Source organism: Hydrocarboniphaga sp. (genome assembly GCF_028291725.1).
In the GTDB taxonomy this organism is placed as follows: domain Bacteria; phylum Pseudomonadota; class Gammaproteobacteria; order Nevskiales; family Nevskiaceae; genus Hydrocarboniphaga.
In genome coordinates, this window is sequence record NZ_JAQGNT010000120.1 from 1 (window position 1) to 17,417 (window position 17,417).

A 17,417-nucleotide genomic window follows, 5' to 3' on the forward strand; every position below is an offset into this window, starting at 1 on the left:
CGGTCCTTCACCGCTATTGTTCCCTCCAAGGCCCCAACCGCGGTCAAGCACCGCTCCTACAGGTGATGCGGTCAAGCTCAGCTCAAAATCGTCCGGGCGACCGACCAGACTTCGATCCGCTTTGCACCGGCTCTGCGGCACACCCGCGCCAGCTCGTCGAACGTCGCCCCGGTCGTCATCACGTCGTCGACCAGCGCGATGTGCCGGCCTTGCAGTGAGCCTGACGCGCTGAACACGCCGCGCAGGTTTGCCCGCCGCGCGCTCGCGCTCTGGCCGATCTGGTCTCGGCCGGCGCCGGGACGGCGCAGCGTGCGCGTATCGACCGGCAGCTCGAGCTGGCACCCGAGTTCCCGCGCCAGCAGCAGAGCCTGGTTGTAGCCGCGGCGTATCAGCCGCCGCCAGTGCAGCGGCACCGGCAGCAGCAGATCGGGCAGCGGTTCGCGGCGCGAGCGCAGTTCCGCGGCCATCAGCTCGCCCAGCACGCGCGCCTGGACGAAGCGCGCGTGGTACTTGAGCCCGAGCAGGCCGCTGTGGACCGGCGCAGCGAGCACGAACGCGGACCAGGCCGAGTCGAAGCGGCGCGGGCGGCGGCTGCAGCGCGGGCAGATCTGCGGCAGCACCGAGGGCAGCGCGCAGCCCGGACAGGCGCTCCGGTTCCAGGGCAGGTCGGCGCGGCAGCCGGCGCAGCAGCCGGGGCCGTCGGTCGGCGAGGAGCAGAACAGGCAGGTCGGCGGGGCTGCCAGGTCGAGCCAGCTGCGAAAGTTGTAAACCAGGCTGTGTCCAATCAAGTTGACATCTCCGTCCGCGGCTGGGGAAACTGCCGGCTTCCGCGCTCACAGCCCGACTCCTGCCATGACACCAGCCGCCTCGAACGATATCCGCCACGACTGGACCCGCGCCGAGGTGCAGTTCCTGTTCGACCTGCCGTTCATGGATCTGATGTTCCAGGCCCAGCAGATGCACCGGCGCTATCACCAGCCGAACACGGTGCAGCTGTCGACCCTGTTGTCGATCAAGACCGGCGCCTGCCCGGAAGACTGCGCCTACTGTCCGCAGTCGGTGCGCTTTGAAACCGGCTTGGCCAAAGAGCCGCTGATGGAAGTGCGCGCCGTGGTCGAGGCGGCGCGCGAGGCCAAGGCCGGCGGCGCGACGCGCTTCTGCATGGGCGCCGCCTGGCGCAGCCCCAAGGACAAGGATCTGCTCAAGGTCGAGGCGATGGTGCGCGAGGTCAAATCGCTGGGCCTGGAGACCTGCGTGACGCTGGGCATGCTCAAGGATCACCAGGCCCAGCGCCTGGCCGACGCCGGCCTGGACTACTACAACCACAACCTCGATACCTCGCCCGAGTACTACGAGAAGATCATCACCACGCGCACCTACGAGGATCGCCTGGATACGCTCGCCAATGTGCGTGCGGCCGGCGTCAAGGTCTGCAGCGGCGGCATCGTCGGCATGGGCGAGGAGCAGCACGACCGCAGCGAGCTGCTGCGCCAGCTGGCGAGCTTGCCGGAGCATCCGGACAGCGTACCGATCAACAACCTGGTGCAGGTCGAAGGCACGCCGCTGAACGGCGGTGACAAGCTCGATCCGCTGGATTTCGTGCGCACCATCGCAGTCGCGCGGCTGACGATGCCCAAGGCCGCGGTGCGCCTGTCGGCGGGCCGCACCGAGATGAGCGACGAGCTGCAGGCGCTGTGCTTCATGGCCGGCGCCAACTCGATCTTCTACGGCGACAAGCTGCTGACCACCGAGAACCCGCAGAATCTGCGCGACCGCGCGCTGCTGGCGCGGCTCGGCATGCAGATCGAGGGCAAGGTCACCACCGAGGTCGCCATCGGTGATCGCGAGGCCTGCGCGGTGCAGTGCGAGCATCAACATGAACAGGCGCACCAACAGACGCACGAACACGCGGCGGCTTAAGTGGAGATCGAAGCCGCTTCCGTAGGGCGGGTCGTGACCCGCCATCGCGTGCGGCCCGAAGAAAAAGCGGCGGGTCTCGACCCGCCCTACGAAGGCGGTGTGCTCGATGCCCGGCTTGCGCCGGTTCTCGAGGACTTGCGCGAGCGCTCGCTGTACCGCGTGCGCCGCGTCGTCGACGGCGCGCATGCGGTGCGCATGCGCGTCGACGGCCGCGACTGCATCAATTTCTGCTCCAATGATTATCTGGGCCTGGCCAGTGATCCGCGCGTGGCCGAAGCGGCGCGTGCAGGCTTCGCGCGGGTCGGCACCGGCAGCAGCGGCTCGGCGCTGATCAGCGGCTTCAATGCCGAACATCGCGCGCTGGAGGAAGAGCTCGCCGATTTTCTCGGCCGGCCGCGCGCGCTGCTGTTCTCGACGGGCTGGGCCACCAACATGGGCGTGCTCAAGGCCTTGCTCGGCCGCGGTGATGTGATCGTCGCCGACGAGTTGAATCACGCTTCGCTGATCGACGGCGCGCGCGCCAGCGGCGCGGAATACCGGCGCATCGCGCACGCCGATCTGGGTGCCTGCGAACACGAGCTGCAGCAGTCCGCGCTCGATCGACGTTTTGCGCTGCTGGTCACCGACGGCGTTTTCAGCATGGACGGCGACGTAGCCGATCTGCCGGCGCTGGCGCAACTCGCGCGCCGCAGCAGTGCGGCGCTGATGGTCGATGACGCGCATGGCTTCGGCGTGCTCGGCGCGCGTGGCCGTGGCACCGCCGAGCTGCTCGGAGAGGAGCCCGAGGTACTGGTCGCGACGCTCGGCAAATCGCTGGGCTGCGCCGGCGGTTTCGTCGCCGGCTCGCAAGTGCTGATCGAGTACCTGATCCAGCGGGCGCGCACCTGGGTATTCTCGACCGCGCCGCCGCCGGCGATGGCAGCGGCGGCGCGCGCGGCGCTGCGCATCGTGCGCCAGGAACCGGAGCTGCGGGCTCGCCTGCACGAGAATATCGAGCGCTTCGTCGGCGGCGCGCAGCAGCGCGGCCTGCCGGTGGAGCGGCGCGCGGTGGCGACGCCGATCCAGCCGCTGATCGTGCATGACGATGCGCGAGCGCTGGTCCTGTCGCGCGAGCTGATGTCGCGTGGTTTCTGGGTTGCTGCGATCCGCCCGCCGACGGTGCCGCGCGGCACCGCGCGGCTGCGTATCACCTTGTCGGCCGCGCATGAGCCGGAGCAGATCGACGGGTTGCTGGATGCGCTAGCGGAGAGTCTGCGTGCGTTGCCGTAGGTTGGGGTGAGCTTGCGAACCCCAACATTGGCGCGGACCTCATGTTGGGGTTCGCTGCGCTCACCCCAACCTACGCTGGCTGCCCGTGGTTGACGCACTGTAGGTCCGACCTTGAAGAGCACAGTCGCGGGTATGACCCGCTCCTACAGCGGCGGATCGAAATGAAGACTCTGTTCGTCACCGGCACCGACACCGGCGTCGGCAAGACCCATGTCGGCGCGATGCTGCTGGCGGCGGCGCGGCGCCGTGGAATCCGCGCCTGCGGCTTCAAGCCGGTGGCGAGCGGTTGTGAGCGCGATGCATGCGGCGAGCTGCGCAACGAAGACGCGCTGGCGCTGCAGGCCGCTGCCGGTACTGCTGAGCCTTACGACGCGATCAATCCCTACGCGTTCGAGCCGCCGCTGGCGCCGCATATCGCAGCGCGGCAGGCCGGCCGCATCATCGAACTGGGCCGGCTCGACCAGGCGCTGGACGCGCTGCAATCCCGCTATGACTGGCTGCTGGTCGAAGGCGCCGGTGGCTGGCAGGTGCCGCTGAACGACGAGGCCAGTTTCGCCGACTGGGTCGCCGCGCGCGGCTGGCCGGTGCTGATGGTGGTCGCGATGCGCCTGGGTTGTATCAATCACGCGTTGCTGACCGCGGACGCCATCCGCCATCGCGGCCTGCACCTGGCCGGCTGGGTCGCCAACGAGCTGCCGCCATCGCAGCCGGCGCTGGATGACAACATTCACACCCTGGAGCAGCGTCTGGACGCGCCGCTGCTCGGTCATCTATTGCCCAGCCACGCCGACAGCGGGCAGGGCGACCGGCTATTGCGTCGACTGGAAACATGTTTCTGATCCGGTAGAAAGCTTTGCCGGTGTCGGCAGCATCCACTACAATCCGCGGGCTCGAATGCCGTGTCTGTCCTAGGGCAAACAGCCGCCATGTCGACCCATCGCATCGTCATCGGACCCAATGCCTCCCTGGATTTTCGGGGCGCGGTCTGGTTTCTGGGGTCACTTGGCGCGCTGGCCTTAACCGTCGCGATGGTCTGTTTCTTTATCGGTTTCTGGCCGGTGTTGCCGTTTGCCGGTGCCGAGCTGATGGCAGTGACGGCGGCGGTATGGGTGAGCCTCAGGCGCAACCGCTATCGGGAAGTGCTGAGCCTGGACGAGAGCCGCTTGCGGATCGAGTTCGGTCTGGCGGGAGTCCAGGGTCGAGGCGGCGCGACATCGAGTGTGGATTTTCCGCGCCCGTGGGTGCGGGTGGTGATCGAAACCGGCAGCCGCCGCCATGATCCCAGCCGGTTGTTGCTGTGCTGTTCGGGCCAGCGGGTCGAGATCGGCCGCTGCCTGACCGACGAGGAGCGCCAGGCCCTGGCCGCGCGCTTGAAAGAATTGATATCCGTGAAGCCGGCGTGGGGCCGGTCGCTGCCACGTCAGAGGGCCGATGAGCCCGCTGTGTAGCCTTTTGGAGATTAGACGCATGCAGAAGATGCTGGGGTGGGCGCGGGTTGGCGCTCTCGTGAGCTGTCTATTCGGAAGCGGTTCGGCACTCGCCTACACCGGCGCGAAGTGGAACCTGCCGGAAGGCGTCACCGAGATGAGCCACGAAGTGCATCACCTGCACATGTTCGTGTTCTGGATCTGCGTGGTGATCGGCATCGTGGTTTTCGGCGCGATGTTCTATTCGGTGTTCGCGCACCGCAAATCCAAGGGCGCGGTCGCCGCCAGCTTCCATGAATCAACCCTGGTCGAGATCATCTGGACCGCGATCCCGTTCGTGATCCTGATCGGCATGGCGATCCCGGCCGCGGCGACGCTGGTCAAGATGGACGACACCCACAACGCCGATATCAATATCAAGATCACCGGCTACCAGTGGAAGTGGCAGTACGAATACCTGGGCGAAGACGTGTCGTACTTCTCCACGCTGGCTGCGGAATCCAACAGGGCGCGCCAGCTGAACTCGGGCATCGACGTCTACACCGTGCCGAACTACCTGGTCGACGTCGACCATCCGCTGGTGCTGCCGGTCGGCAAGAAGATCCGCTTCCTGATCACGTCCAACGACGTGATCCACGCCTGGTGGGTGCCGGCGTTCGCGGTCAAGAAGGACGCGATCCCGGGCTACATCAACGAGGTCTGGACCAAGATCGACGAGCCGGGCACGTTCCGCGGCGTCTGCGCCGAACTCTGCGGCCGCGATCACGGCTTCATGCCGATCGTGGTCAAGGCGCTGCCGGAAGACGAGTTCAAGGCCTGGCTCGCCGAGCAGAAGAGCAAGGGCACCGAAGTCGCCTCGGCCGCGCCGGTGGCCGCTGCACCGGTACCTGCAGCGGTTGCGGTTGCCGCCGCTGCGCCGGCCGCCACCGAAGTCGCCGCCGCGGCTCCCGCTGCCGCCGCACCGGCCGCCGCCGGCAAGAGCAAGGACGAACTGCTTGCCGCCGGCGAGAAGGTCTACAAGACCAACTGCATCGCCTGCCACCAGGCCGGCGGTACCGGCATGCCGCCGACCTTTCCGCCGCTCGCCGGCAGCAAGGTGGTCAACGGTCCGAAGGACGCGGTGATCCAGCAGGTGCTGCACGGCAAGAACATGATGCCGCCGTTCCCGCAGCTGTCGAATGACGACATCGCCGCGGTCACCAGCTACGTGCACAGCTCCTGGGGCAACAAGGGCGAGATCGTGCAGGCCGGCGACGTCGCCGCCGCGCGCAAGTAAGTTCCCGCAAGTAAGTTAACCAACAAGTTAGCTGCGAACAGAAATCTGTAGTCGAGTTTCCGGAGTTCCATCAATGGCTCACACCGATCACGCCCACCACGACGATCACGCGCACCACGGCCCGGCGCCGGGGATCATGCGCTGGATCAAGACCACCAATCACAAGGACCTGGGTACCTTGTATCTGGTGTTCGCGTTCACGATGTTCTTCATCGGCGGCCTGATGTCGCTGGTGATCCGCGCCGAATTGTTCCACCCGGGCCTGCAGTTCGTGCGTCCCGAGTTCTTCAACTCGATGACCACGCTGCACGCGCTGGTGATGATCTTCGGCGGCGTCATGCCGGCATTCACCGGCCTGGCCAACTGGATGGTGCCGATGCAGATCGGCTGTTCCGATCTGGCCCTGCCGCGCGTCAACAACTGGGGCTTCTGGCTGCTGCCGTTCGCCTTCTGCCTGCTGCTGTCGACGCTGTTCATGCCCAGCGGCGGCCCGGCCGGCGGCTGGACCATGTACCCGCCGCTGGTGCTGCAGATGGGCGAGGGCTTCCCGTTCCTGATCTTCGCGATTCACTTGATGGGTATTTCGTCGATCACCGGCGCGATCAACGTCGCCGTGACGATCCTGAACATGCGCGCACCGGGCATGACGCTGCTGAAAATGCCGCTGTTCTGCTGGACCTGGCTGATCACCGCCTACCTGCTGATCGCGACCATGCCGGTGCTCGCCGGCGCCGTGACCATGCTGCTGACCGACCGCTACTTCGGCACCAGCTTCTTCACCGCGTCCGGCGGTGGTGACCCGGTGTTGTTCCAGCACGTGTTCTGGTTCTTCGGCCATCCCGAGGTCTACATCTTGATTTTGCCGGCCTTCGGCATCGTCAGCACGATCATCCCGACGTTCGCTCGCAAGACACTGTTCGGCTACGACTCGATGGTCTATGCGACCGCGTCGATCGCGTTCCTGAGCTTCATCGTCTGGGCGCATCACATGTTCACGGTCGGCATGCCGCTGGCCGGCGAGCTGTTCTTCATGTTCAGCACGATGCTGATCGCGGTGCCCACCGGCGTGAAGGTGTTCAACTGGGTCGCGACGATGTGGCGCGGCTCGATGAGCTTCGAGACGCCGATGCTGTTCGCGGTGGCCTTCGTGTTCCTGTTCACGATCGGCGGCTTCTCGGGCCTGATGCTGGCGATGGCGCCGGTCGACTTCCAGTATCACGACACCTATTTCGTGGTCGCGCATTTCCACTACGTATTGGTACCGGGCGCGGTGTTCTCGATCCTCGCCGGCGTCTACTACTGGATACCGAAATGGACCGGCCGCATGTACAACGAGTTCTGGGGCAAGACCCACTTCTGGCTGTCGGCGATCTTCATCAACGTCACGTTCTTCCCGCAGCATTTCCTCGGCCTGGCCGGCATGCAGCGCCGCGTGCCCGACTACGCGGTGCAGTTCACCGACTTCAACGAGATCAGCACGATCGGCGCGTTCGGTTTCTTCCTGGCGCAGTTCATCTTCATCTTCAACATGATCAAGTGCATGTCGAAGAAGGGTGTGCCGGCGACGGACCGCGTCTGGGAAGGCGCGCATGGCCTGGAGTGGACGGTGCCGTCGCCGGCGCCGTATCACACTTTCGAAGTGCCGCCGTACGTGGGTGACGACGAGACGCAGAGTCTGCACGGCGCCGCGAAGGCGCACTAAGTGACGACGACCGTGGACGACGCCGACCGCAAGCGCGCCAAGCGCAATGTGACGCTGGCGCTGGTGCACGTGGTGCTGGTGGTCGTGGTGCTGGCCGGCTTCGTGTACGCGCAGATGCACCGTTGAGCGACGCAGCCGACAGCGGCACCAGTCGCGGCCTGTCGTCGGCCAAGCGCAATGCGCTGGTGCTGGTGGTTGTGGTGGTCGGCATGTTCGGCTTCGGCTACGCGACGGTGCCGCTGTACAACGCGCTGTGCGTCTTCACCGGGCTCAACGGCAAGGTGTCGAACCAGGCAGTGAAGGAGACGGCGGCGGCCGCTGTCGATACCAGCCGCGAAGTGAAGGTGCAGTTCGTGACCACCGTCAACGGCGGCCGCGACTGGGAGTTCCGGCCGCTGCAGTCGTCGGTCGAAGTGCATCCGGGGGAGTTCGTGACGGTGATGTTCCATGCCCGCAACACCCAGGATTCGGATCTGGTGGCGCAGGCGGTGCCGAACGTGGCGCCGATCGAAGCGGCGAAGTATCTGCACAAGTCGGAGTGTTTCTGCTTCAACAACCAGCCTTTCAAGGCCGGCGAAGAAAAGATGATGCCGGTGCGTTTCGTGCTCGACCGCGAAATCCCGCCGGAAGTGGATACGGTAACCCTGTCGTATACTTTTTTTGACGTGACCGAGGCGGCGGCGAAAGCAGCAGCCAAGACGGCACCCAAAAGCTAGATCAAAGTTGGAATCAAAGTTGGAATCAAAGTTGGAACCGAAGTTGGAACCGAAGTTGGAATCAGCGAGACTCGAGGACATCATGGCGACGCCAGCCGCAGCCCCTACCGATCACTCTCACGCGCCGGCCACGGGCAAGTATTTCGTGCCCGCGCCCTCGGCCTGGCCGTTCATGCTGACCGCCGCACTGGTCACCTGCATCATCGCCGGCTGGGGTTACCTGGAAGATCACAGCGTCGGCCCGATCCCGCCGATCGTGGGCGCGCTGGCCGCGTTCTACATCATCTTCCGCTGGGTCCGCGGCGTCTGCCTGGAGAGCGAAGGCGGCCTGTACAACGACCAGGTCGGCCGCACCTATCGCATGGGCATGGCCTGGTTCATCTTCTCCGAGGTCATGTTCTTTGCCGCGTTCTTCGGCGCGCTCTGGTATGCCCGCGAGATGTCGATCCCCTGGCTGTCCGGCGAGGGCACCAAGCTCGCGACCCACATGAACCTGTGGCCGGGCTTCGAGAACACCTGGCCGACCAATGGTCCGAAGGCGCTCGGCGGCAAGTTCGAAACGGTCAGCGCCTGGGGCCTACCCTTCGTCAACACCGTGCTGCTGCTGACTTCGGGCGTGACGCTGGAGACCGCGCACCACGCATTGAAGGAGAACCACCGCAAGGTCTGCATCTTCTGGATGTGGGTCACGGTCGCGCTGGGCTCGCTGTTCCTGTACTTCCAGGCCACCGAGTACCTGCATGCGTTCCACACACTGAACCTTACGATGCATTCGGGCGTGTACGGCTCGACATTCTTCATGCTGACCGGGTTCCACGGCTTCCACGTGACGCTGGGCACGCTGATGCTGGCGATCATCGCGATCCGCCTGATGCTCGGCCACTTCAAGCCCGACAGCCATTTCGGCTTCGAGGGCGTGGCCTGGTACTGGCACTTCGTCGACGTGGTATGGATTGGCTTGTTCATCTTCGTCTACGTGGCTTGATGCACGTAGCGGAGTAACGGAAAAAGGCCCGCCAGGCGGGCCTTTTTCTTGTTCGCGCTATCGAATATTGAACTGCAATCCGTTCGTGCCGAGTAGAGCCCGGAGGGCTCGTATCGAGGCAGCCGGCGCCTCGGCTGCGTCCCTCCCTCGATACGTCCCGCTACTCGGGAGGAACGGGGGGTTTTGTAGCGGTCTTCAGCCGCCGAGCGCGTGCGGTTTGATCCAGCCCATCAGGAAGGCGACGACCAGGAAGATCAGCAGCGCGACTTGCAGGCCGACTCTCCAGGACAGCGCCCAGAACGCACGGCGCTTGCTGCTCGGGTCGCGCACGACGAAGTAGCCGCCGGCGAACAAGGCGGCCAGGATGGCGATCAGGAACAGCGCGATGAACAGGTTGACGAGCATGCCGGTCACGATGAAGACGATGCCGAATGGTAGACCCGCTGCGGCGTGCCGTGCGAGCGCATGAGTTACCGCTTCCGGCCGCCCTCGTGGTCCTGGTTCGCGCTGTTTCCGGCCCTGGCGCTGCTGATCGCGCTGGGCAGCTGGCAGATGCAGCGCGGTTTCTACAAGGCGCAGATGCAGGCGGTGATGGACGCCTCCAGCGCCGGCCCGACACAGCCGCTGACGCGCGACACCGCGCCGGCCAGTGAACGCGAGGCGCCGCACCTGCAGGCGCACGGCCGTTATCTGGGTACTCGGCAGCTGCTGCTCGACAACCAGGGCAATGACGGACGGCCCGGCTACCACGTGTGGACGCCGCTGCGCCTGGACGACGGCGCGCTGCTGATGGTCGATCGCGGCTGGGTTGCCGAGGACGGCGATCGCAGCCGGATGCCGGAAACCTCGGTCGACGCGACTCCGCGCGAAGTCTCAGGGCTGTGGCGGCCGCTGCCGCAGCCGGGGCTGCGCCTGGCGGCCGACGCCTGCGCCGGCAAAAACTGGCCGCGCGTGGTGCAATATCCTGTCGCCGGCGATCTGCGTTGTCTATATGCGGATCTGGGCGCGGATCTGGGCGAGGCGCCGCTGGCGGGCCTGCTGTTGCTGGACCCGGCCTTGAACGATGGCTACGTGCGCGACTGGCGCATCAATGCCGCGATTCCACCGCAGCGCCATTACGCCTATGCGGCGCAGTGGTACGCGTTTGCTGCGACGCTGCTGTTCCTGTTCGTGAAGCTCAACCTGAGACGCATCTCCTGATGAATGCCGCTAGTCCTCTGAATCGCCCGCGCGGCCCCGGCCGGGTGCAGTTTCTGCTGCTGGCGGTGCTGTTCTTCACACCCTTCATCGGCGCCTGGCTGCTGTACTTCTACTATCCGCAGCATCGCCCGACCGGCACGACCAATTACGGCGAGCTGGTATCGCCGGTGCGCGAACTGCCGGCGTGGTCCTGGCTGAAGCCCGACGGCAGCAGCGTGACGACCGAGGAGCTGCGCAACAAATGGACGCTGCTGCAGCTGGCCTCCGGCGGCTGCGACGATGCCTGCGCCCAGCGCGTGCTGCTGAGCCGCCAGCTGCGCACCGCGCTTGCCGCCAACCGCGACCTGGTGCAGCGCGTGCTGCTGACCGACGACGCGGCCGCGCTGGCCGGCCTGCAACAGCGTCTGGGAGCCGAGCACCCCGACCTGATGCTGCGCGCAGCGTCCATCGATACGCGCTTCTTCGGGCCCAGGGAGGCGGGCGCGCTGTACCTGATCGACCCGTTCGGCAACTACATGATGGTCTACCCAGACCGCGGCACCCAGGAAGACTTCAAGGGCATGCAGAAGGACTTCAAGCGGCTGCTGAAACAGTCGCAGTCCTAGGCAATTGGCAGATGCGTAGGTCGGCAATCCTTTGCCGACGTGTGAAGCCGGATGCGCAATCGGGGCCTCACGTCGGCAAAGGGTTGCCGACCTACTGCGGCAGCGCGAGCCGCGGCCGGCTAAAATGCCGCCCGCGCCTAGCCCAGGCCCGCTCCCTCCGTTGTCCGTCCCGTTGATCCCATGCTCTGGTTCCGCCGCCTCAATCTGGCCACTGTGGCCCTCTGCTTCATCGTGATCGTGTTCGGCGCCTATGTGCGCCTGAGCGACGCCGGCCTCGGCTGCCCGGACTGGCCCGGCTGCTACGGCCATGTCGGCGTGCCCGGCGCGCAGCACGAGCTGGCGAACGCCGAGGCCGCGTTCCCCGATCGCCCGGTGGAAGCGCACAAGGCCTGGAAGGAGATGATCCACCGCTATCTCGCCACCACGCTGGGTTTGGCGATCGTCGCGCTGGCGGCGTGGAGCACGCGGCTCAAGGCGCCGCGCAAGACCGTGCGCGTGCTGCCCTGGGTGCTGGTCGGCCTGGTGATGTTCCAGGGCGCGCTCGGCATGTGGACGGTGACCCTGCTGCTGAAGCCGCTGGTGGTCACCGGGCATCTGCTCGGCGGGCTGACGACGCTGTCGCTGCTGCTGTGGCTGTGGCTGTCTACGGTGGCGCCGGTGAAGGCGGACGCGCCGCGGCCGCTGCTGCGTTTCTCGACTTTCGTGCTGGCGATCCTGGCCGCGCAGATCTTTCTCGGCGGCTGGACCAGCACCAATTACGCGGCGCTGGCCTGCCCGGATCTGCCGACCTGCCAGGGCCGGTACATTCCCGAAACCGATTACAAGACCGCGTACACCCTGTGGCATGGGCTCGGCATCAACTACGAGCACGGCATTCTCGATGCGCGGGCGCGGGTCACGATCCATTGGACGCACCGGCTCGGCGCCGGCATCGTCACGGTGACGACGCTGCTGCTGGCACTGGTGCTGCTGCGCCTGCATGCGCCGGTCTGGCGCCGCTTCGGCTTTGCGGTGCTCGGCGTGCTGGCGCTGCAAGTCGCGCTCGGCCTGGCGATCGTCTGGTTCCAGTTGCCGCTGGCGCTGGCGACCGCGCACAACGCCGGCGCGGCGCTGTTCCTGGCCTGCCTGGTCGCGCTGAACCAGCGCCTGCGTTCGGCGCCGTCGATCTGACGTGGATCTGACATGAGTAGCGTCGTCGAAAGAACCTCCGTGCTGCACGAGTACTACGAGCTGTGCAAGCCGCGCGTGGTGATGCTGATCGTGTTCACCGCGATCATCGGCATGTTCCTGGCGGTGCCGCTGCTGCCGCCGCTGGCGGCGCTGGTCTGGGGCACGCTCGGCATCACCTTGCAGGCGGCGTCGGCCGCCGCGATCAACCAGATCATCGATCGCGGCATCGACGCCAACATGGCGCGCACCTGCGGCCGTCCGCTGGTCACCGGCCGGCTCGGCATGACCGAGTCGATCGCGTTCGCGACCGTCATCGGCCTGGCCGGCTTCGTCGTGCTGTGGTTTCTGGTCAACCCGCTGACGGCGCTGCTGACGCAGTTCGCGCTGGTCGGCTACGCCGGCATCTACACGCTGTTTTTGAAGCGCGCGACGCCGCAGAACATCGTCATCGGCGGCGCCGCCGGTGCCGCGCCACCCGTGCTCGGCTGGGTGGCTGCGACCGGGCATGTTCATCCGCATGCGCTGATCCTGTTCCTGATCATCTTCATCTGGACGCCGCCGCATTTCTGGGCGCTGGCGATCGAGCGCCGCGACGAGTACGCCAAGGCCGGCGTGCCGATGCTGCCGGTCACGCACGGCATCGAATACACCAAGACCCAGGTGCTGCTGTACACGATCCTGCTGGTGCTGGTGACGACGCTGCCGGTGCTGATCGGTATGAGCGGCCTGATCTACCTGGCCGGCTCGGTGGTGCTGAATTTCGTCTTCATGCGTTACGCGATCCTGATGAAGTTCGCACCGCGCCCGGGCCTGCCGATGAAGACGTTCGGCTACTCGATCGTCTACCTGATGGGCATCTTCACCGCGTTGCTGCTGGATCATTACCTGAGCCCGTTCATCCCGTAGGTTGGGGTGAGCGCAGCGAACCCCAACGTTCGTTCGCGCCGATGTTGGGGTTCGCAAGCTCACCCCAACCTACGCCCGGATTCTTGGCCGCTCATCCAACGGCCCACGTCGTGCTTGCTAAGCTCGGGTTCTTAACTCAGCAGGCATCGGCGAAATGAGCGAGCAGCGTCTGCGTGTCGTCGTCGGCTGGCACATGCACCAGCCCGAATATCGCGATCCGTCCAACGGCGTCTCCGCCTTGCCCTGGACTTATCTGCACGCCATCAAGGATTACTCCGACATGGCCGCGCATCTGGAGAACGAGCCGGGCGCGAAGGCCGTGGTCAACTTCGCGCCGCTGCTGCTGGAGCAGATTGAAGGCCGCGCCGCCACGATTCGCGACTTCCTGGCGAGCGGCGCATCGCTATGCGAGCCGATGCTGGAGGCCTTGGTGGCCGAGCGTTATCCGGCCGACCCGGCCTCACGGCTGGCGCTGATCGAGGCCGGCCTGCGTTCGCATCCGCAGCGCCTGATCGAGCGTTTCGGGCCGTACCAGGCACTCGCCAACATTGCCGAGCACGCGCGCAGCCAGCCCGGCCATCAGGCTTACTTGTCCGATGCCTACATCGCCGATCTGGTGACCTGGCTGCATCTGGCGTGGATCGGTGAAACCATCCGTCGTCACAACGGCTTCGTGCAGGAGTTGCAGGCACAGGGGCATGGATTCAGCCTGGACGAGCGCCGCCGCCTGCTCGCGCTGATCGGCGAGATCTGCGCCGACATCATTCCGCGCTATCGCCGGCTCGCGGAGAGCGGCCGTGTCGAGCTGACGATCACGCCCTACGGACATCCGATCGTGCCGCTGATGCTGGACCTGAAATCGGCGAAGGAGGCGATGCCCGATGCGCCGCTGCCGGAGTCGCCGGCGTATCCCGGCGGCGAAGCGCGTGCGCGCTGGCATTTCGAGCGCGGGCTGGCGGTGTTTGAGCGCTGTTTCGGCTTCAGGCCGGTGGGTTGCTGGTGCTCCGAAGGCTCGATCAGCGAGGCCACGCTGGACCTGCTGCCGGACTTCGGTTTCAGCTGGACGGCGTCGGGTGCGAACGTGCTCGCGCACAGTGTCCGCGATGCCGGCCTTGCGTATCCGGCGAGCCGGCCGATTCATTTCGGTGGGCGCGCCCTGTCCTGCCTGTTTCGTGATGACGAGTTGTCCGATGCCGTCGGCTTTCGCTACCAGACCTGGCACGCGGACGACGCGATCGACGACCTGGTGCGGCGGCTGGAGCAGCGCGCGGACGAGCAGGGCAGCGAGGGCCTGGTGTTGATCTATCTGGACGGCGAGAACGCCTGGGAGTTCTACCCGATGAATGCGTACTGGCTGCTGTCCACGCTGTATCGCCGCCTCGCGAATCATCCGCGCCTGAAGCTGACGACGGTACGCGACGCGCTGGCCGAAGGTGTCGCGACGGCGACGCTGCCGCGCCTGACCGCGGGCAGCTGGGTCTACGGTACGTTCTCGACCTGGATCGGATCGGCCGACAAGAATCGCGGCTGGGATCTGCTGGTGCAGGCGAAGCAGGCCTACGACTCGGCCATGGCTTCGAAAGCATTCAGCGATGCGCAGCGCGCCGCGATCGACCGCCAGCTCGCGGTCTGCGAAGCCTCCGACTGGTTCTGGTGGCTCGGCGACTACAACCCGGGCCGCGCGGTCAGCGATTTCGAATCACTGTACCGGCTGCATCTGCGGCGCCTGTTCGAGATGCTCGGCCTGGCGCCGCCGCAGGCACTGGCTGCGGTATTGAGCCAGGGGCAGGGCGATCCTGCGGCCGGCGGCACGATGCGCGCGAATACCTGAGCCTGCCGCATGGCCACGATCCCGGTTCAAGCCTCCGCCAAAGAACAAATGCTCGGCCGACGCCGCGCCGGCGTGCTCGCGCACATCAGCTCGCTGCCGGGCCGGCTTGGCAACGGCGACTTCAGCCACGATGCGTATCGCTTCGTCGAGTTTTGTGCGGCCAGCGGATTTTCGATCTGGCAGGTGCTGCCGCTGAACCCGACGCATGCCGACGGCTCGCCGTATTTCAGCCTCTCCGCCAACGCCGGCAACCCGCTGCTGATCAGTCTCGACTGGCTGGTCGATCGCGGCTGGCTCGGCGGAGTCGATCCCACGATTTCGGATGCGGATGCGCCGGCCTATCGGCAGGCCAGCCTGAGGATCGCCTGCAAGAGTTTTGTCGGCGATGCCGATGCCGCGTGGCACAAGCGCTACCAGGGGTTCTGCGAGCACAACGCCGCCTGGCTGGATGACTACGCCGCCTTCACCGCTTTCAACGCCCAGCATGCCGGTGCCGCGTGGACCGACTGGGAATCGCCGTTGCGCGATCGTCGAGGTGCTGGATACGAGCAGGCGCTGGCGGCGCTGGCCGACGCGATGGAGCAGGTGCGCTTCGAGCAGTTCGTGTTCTTCGCGCAGTGGAACGATCTGCGCGCTTATGCGCACAAGAACGGCGTTTTTCTATTTGGCGATCTGCCGATCTTCGTCGCCCATCACAGCGCCGACGTCTGGTCGAATCGCGGCCTGTGGCAGCTCGATCGCGAAGGCCAGCCGACGGTCGTCGCCGGCGTGCCGCCGGATTACTTCTCCAAGACCGGCCAGGTCTGGGGCAATCCGTTGTATCGCTGGGCCGCGCATCGCAAAGAAGGCTACGCATGGTGGTTGAGCCGGCTGAATACGCAGCGCGAGCTGTTCGATCTGCTGCGCATCGATCACTTCCGCGGCCTCGAAGCCTGCTGGGAAATCCAGGCCGGCGAGATCACCGCGATCGACGGCAAATGGGTCAAGACACCGGGCGCGGAACTGCTGGCCGCGGTACAGGAAAAGCTCGGCGATCTGCCCCTGGTTGCAGAAGACCTCGGCGAAATCACGCCCGAGGTCGAGGCGCTGCGCAAGCGCTTCGCGATGCCCGGCATGCGCGTGATGCAGTTCGGCTTCGGCGGCGGCCCGGACAACCTGCACCTGCCACATAATTTCGCGACGGACTTCGTTGCGTACACCGGCACGCACGATAACGCGGTGACGCTGGAATGGTACGAGGCGCTGACGATGGAGGAGAGAGAAGAGGTCGCACGCTACCTGCCGGCGAGCCGCACCGACATGCCGGACGCGATGATCGAAGCGGTCTACGCATCGGTGGCCCGGCTCGCGGTGATCCCGATGCAGGACGTGCTGGAACTCGGTGCCGGCAACCGGATGAATACACCGGGCACGATGGGCGAGGCGAACTGGCGCTGGCGCTTCGAGTGGCCGCAACTGAAGGATGAGCGCAAGCTGGAGCTGAAAGAGCTGGCGCGGCTCTACAACCGGCTCTGATTGATCCTCAGCATTCACCTCCCATGAAAGGGAAGTGTGTAGTGAGCGCCCAGTATTTCTTGTAGACCGATCAATAATCCGTGCGAGTTGCTGCAATCTTCACGTCGGGTACTGAAAGCTGTGTGAGAGTCGAGAAATAAGTTGATTGGCATGCAGAAAATCATGATCGAGCCAGATAAAACACGGCGCAGCAGCGGTAAAAGTCGCGTTAACCCTCATCTGTAGCCGATGTACTGCATCCAATGCTCAAGTCGGATGCCAATAACCAGCGTTGACTCTGACATATGCGGCGAAGCGTCGTTAAAAACTCGCGTCGAGAACAAAAATAACCACGTTCGGGCCGCGCAAGGCGATGTGAGCTAGACCGGAACCGTCAGCGCCAGCTTCGTTGCCATGTCCACCCTGCCACCAGACTTTCTTTCACCGCAAAACCCCTAAGCAGTCTTCTTCACAAGCACCGCCGCGTATACGAATCCCCTCTCCCGCTTGCGGGAGAGGGGCAGGGGTGAGGGGCTTTTGACGTTGGCCGAACCGAAGTCCCTCATCTGCCTCGTCGGGCCATCTTCTCCCGCACGCGAGAGAGGGATCGATACACCGTGCTGGCGTCGGTTGTCGGGCTGCGGAATCGCCGATCCGATGATCTACGTATTGCCTGGGTGGTGGTCAGCGATTCGCCTGAATTTGATCACCAAGTCACCGTCCAGAAAGCGGCCAGTGCTGCGATCGCCGCTACAGGCGCGACTCAGCCAAAGCGGACGGTCGCTGCAGCTAGGAGCCTGTCGGATTTGATTTTGCACTGACTGAGCGTAACGAGGGGGACGGACGATTCGCGCTGCTGGTGATCGTCGAGTGCGTGTGCCGGGGTGATCAGGATGGCGTCCGAGGTCGCCCTTGT

At 65.5% G+C, this 17,417-nt stretch carries 17 protein-coding genes; 15 read left to right on the top strand and 2 right to left on the bottom strand.

Translation table 11 applies throughout. The features are described 5' to 3' along the window. Window positions 1-77: 77 nt before the first annotated feature. Entirely contained in the window at window positions 78-788 is a 711-nt protein-coding gene (locus JWQ90_RS28960; RefSeq protein ID WP_299698573.1) for a ComF family protein, read from the bottom strand. 64 nt (window positions 789-852) lie between these two features. Between JWQ90_RS28960 and bioB the strand changes: the two genes are divergently transcribed. From bioB to JWQ90_RS29005, 9 genes are all read left to right on the top strand, one after another. Next, the gene (gene bioB / locus JWQ90_RS28965; protein WP_366919628.1) at window positions 853-1,920 is read left to right on the top strand and encodes a biotin synthase BioB; all 1,068 of its coding nucleotides are present in this window, start codon (window positions 853-855) and stop codon (window positions 1,918-1,920) included. Further along, window positions 1,921-3,189, top strand: a complete 1,269-nt coding sequence (bioF, locus tag JWQ90_RS28970) for an 8-amino-7-oxononanoate synthase (RefSeq protein ID WP_299698574.1) — start codon at window positions 1,921-1,923, stop codon at window positions 3,187-3,189. A gap of 161 nt (window positions 3,190-3,350) precedes the next feature. Continuing rightward, a complete protein-coding gene (gene bioD / locus JWQ90_RS28975) occupies window positions 3,351-4,028 on the top strand; it encodes a dethiobiotin synthase (RefSeq protein ID WP_299698575.1) in 678 nt (225 codons plus the stop codon). Between the two features lie 87 nt (window positions 4,029-4,115). Next, a complete protein-coding gene (locus tag JWQ90_RS28980) occupies window positions 4,116-4,637 on the top strand; it encodes a DUF2244 domain-containing protein (protein ID WP_299698577.1) in 522 nt (173 codons plus the stop codon). 58 nt (window positions 4,638-4,695) lie between these two features. Next, entirely contained in the window at window positions 4,696-5,892 is a 1,197-nt protein-coding gene (coxB, locus tag JWQ90_RS28985; RefSeq protein WP_299698579.1) for a cytochrome c oxidase subunit II, read from the top strand. A gap of 73 nt (window positions 5,893-5,965) precedes the next feature. After that, on the top strand, window positions 5,966-7,594 hold the full coding sequence (gene ctaD / locus JWQ90_RS28990) for a cytochrome c oxidase subunit I (RefSeq protein WP_299698581.1): 1,629 nt from the start codon (window positions 5,966-5,968) through the stop codon (window positions 7,592-7,594). After that, window positions 7,595-7,720, top strand: a complete 126-nt coding sequence (locus JWQ90_RS28995; protein ID WP_299698583.1) for a hypothetical protein — start codon at window positions 7,595-7,597, stop codon at window positions 7,718-7,720. It abuts the gene before it with no gap. Further along, on the top strand, window positions 7,717-8,310 hold the full coding sequence (locus JWQ90_RS29000) for a cytochrome c oxidase assembly protein (protein ID WP_299698585.1): 594 nt from the start codon (window positions 7,717-7,719) through the stop codon (window positions 8,308-8,310). The genes JWQ90_RS28995 and JWQ90_RS29000 overlap by 4 nt, the downstream gene beginning before the upstream one ends. An 82-nt stretch (window positions 8,311-8,392) precedes the next feature. Next, window positions 8,393-9,295, top strand: coding sequence for a cytochrome c oxidase subunit 3 (locus JWQ90_RS29005; RefSeq protein ID WP_299698586.1), 903 nt, complete (start codon window positions 8,393-8,395; stop codon window positions 9,293-9,295). A gap of 195 nt (window positions 9,296-9,490) precedes the next feature. Here the strand turns inward: JWQ90_RS29005 and JWQ90_RS29010 are convergent, their stop codons facing one another. Continuing rightward, entirely contained in the window at window positions 9,491-9,700 is a 210-nt protein-coding gene (locus JWQ90_RS29010) for a DUF2909 domain-containing protein (RefSeq protein WP_299698600.1), read from the bottom strand. A gap of 60 nt (window positions 9,701-9,760) precedes the next feature. Between JWQ90_RS29010 and JWQ90_RS29015 the strand changes: the two genes are divergently transcribed. The 6 genes from JWQ90_RS29015 to malQ all read left to right on the top strand — a co-directional run bounded on the left by JWQ90_RS29015 (window position 9,761) and on the right by malQ (window position 16,522). Further along, entirely contained in the window at window positions 9,761-10,495 is a 735-nt protein-coding gene (locus JWQ90_RS29015; RefSeq protein WP_299698588.1) for an SURF1 family protein, read from the top strand. Continuing rightward, complete coding sequence (locus JWQ90_RS29020) at window positions 10,495-11,100, top strand: hypothetical protein (RefSeq protein ID WP_299698590.1); 606 nt, start codon at window positions 10,495-10,497, stop codon at window positions 11,098-11,100. The genes JWQ90_RS29015 and JWQ90_RS29020 overlap by 1 nt, the downstream gene beginning before the upstream one ends. A 180-nt stretch (window positions 11,101-11,280) precedes the next feature. Then, entirely contained in the window at window positions 11,281-12,270 is a 990-nt protein-coding gene (locus JWQ90_RS29025) for a heme A synthase (protein WP_299698592.1), read from the top strand. A 12-nt stretch (window positions 12,271-12,282) separates the two neighbouring features. Beyond that, window positions 12,283-13,176 carry a heme o synthase gene (gene cyoE, locus JWQ90_RS29030; protein WP_299698594.1) on the top strand — a complete coding sequence of 298 codons (894 nt, stop codon included), beginning with the start codon at window positions 12,283-12,285 and terminating at the stop codon, window positions 13,174-13,176. Between the two features lie 154 nt (window positions 13,177-13,330). Next, a complete protein-coding gene (locus JWQ90_RS29035; RefSeq protein WP_299698596.1) occupies window positions 13,331-15,007 on the top strand; it encodes a glycoside hydrolase family 57 protein in 1,677 nt (558 codons plus the stop codon). Window positions 15,008-15,016: 9 nt separating this feature from the next. Then, the gene (gene malQ, locus JWQ90_RS29040) at window positions 15,017-16,522 is read left to right on the top strand and encodes a 4-alpha-glucanotransferase (RefSeq protein WP_299698598.1); all 1,506 of its coding nucleotides are present in this window, start codon (window positions 15,017-15,019) and stop codon (window positions 16,520-16,522) included. Window positions 16,523-17,417 lie beyond the last annotated feature (895 nt).

Excerpts from the sequence above, each read along its gene's own strand:
- bioB (WP_366919628.1), top strand. The coding sequence starts at position 853 with ATGACACCAGCCGCCTCGAACGATATCCGCCACGACTGGACCCGCGCC.
- bioD (WP_299698575.1), top strand. The coding sequence starts at position 3,351 with ATGAAGACTCTGTTCGTCACCGGCACCGACACCGGCGTCGGCAAGACC.
- JWQ90_RS28980 (WP_299698577.1), top strand. The coding sequence starts at position 4,116 with ATGTCGACCCATCGCATCGTCATCGGACCCAATGCCTCCCTGGATTTT.
- ctaD (WP_299698581.1), top strand. The coding sequence starts at position 5,966 with ATGGCTCACACCGATCACGCCCACCACGACGATCACGCGCACCACGGC.
- JWQ90_RS29005 (WP_299698586.1), top strand. The coding sequence starts at position 8,393 with ATGGCGACGCCAGCCGCAGCCCCTACCGATCACTCTCACGCGCCGGCC.
- JWQ90_RS29010 (WP_299698600.1), bottom strand. The coding sequence starts at position 9,700 with ATGCTCGTCAACCTGTTCATCGCGCTGTTCCTGATCGCCATCCTGGCC.
- JWQ90_RS29015 (WP_299698588.1), top strand. The coding sequence starts at position 9,761 with ATGAGTTACCGCTTCCGGCCGCCCTCGTGGTCCTGGTTCGCGCTGTTT.
- JWQ90_RS29020 (WP_299698590.1), top strand. The coding sequence starts at position 10,495 with ATGAATGCCGCTAGTCCTCTGAATCGCCCGCGCGGCCCCGGCCGGGTG.
- JWQ90_RS29025 (WP_299698592.1), top strand. The coding sequence starts at position 11,281 with ATGCTCTGGTTCCGCCGCCTCAATCTGGCCACTGTGGCCCTCTGCTTC.
- cyoE (WP_299698594.1), top strand. The coding sequence starts at position 12,283 with ATGAGTAGCGTCGTCGAAAGAACCTCCGTGCTGCACGAGTACTACGAG.
- JWQ90_RS29035 (WP_299698596.1), top strand. The coding sequence starts at position 13,331 with ATGAGCGAGCAGCGTCTGCGTGTCGTCGTCGGCTGGCACATGCACCAG.
- malQ (WP_299698598.1), top strand. The coding sequence starts at position 15,017 with ATGGCCACGATCCCGGTTCAAGCCTCCGCCAAAGAACAAATGCTCGGC.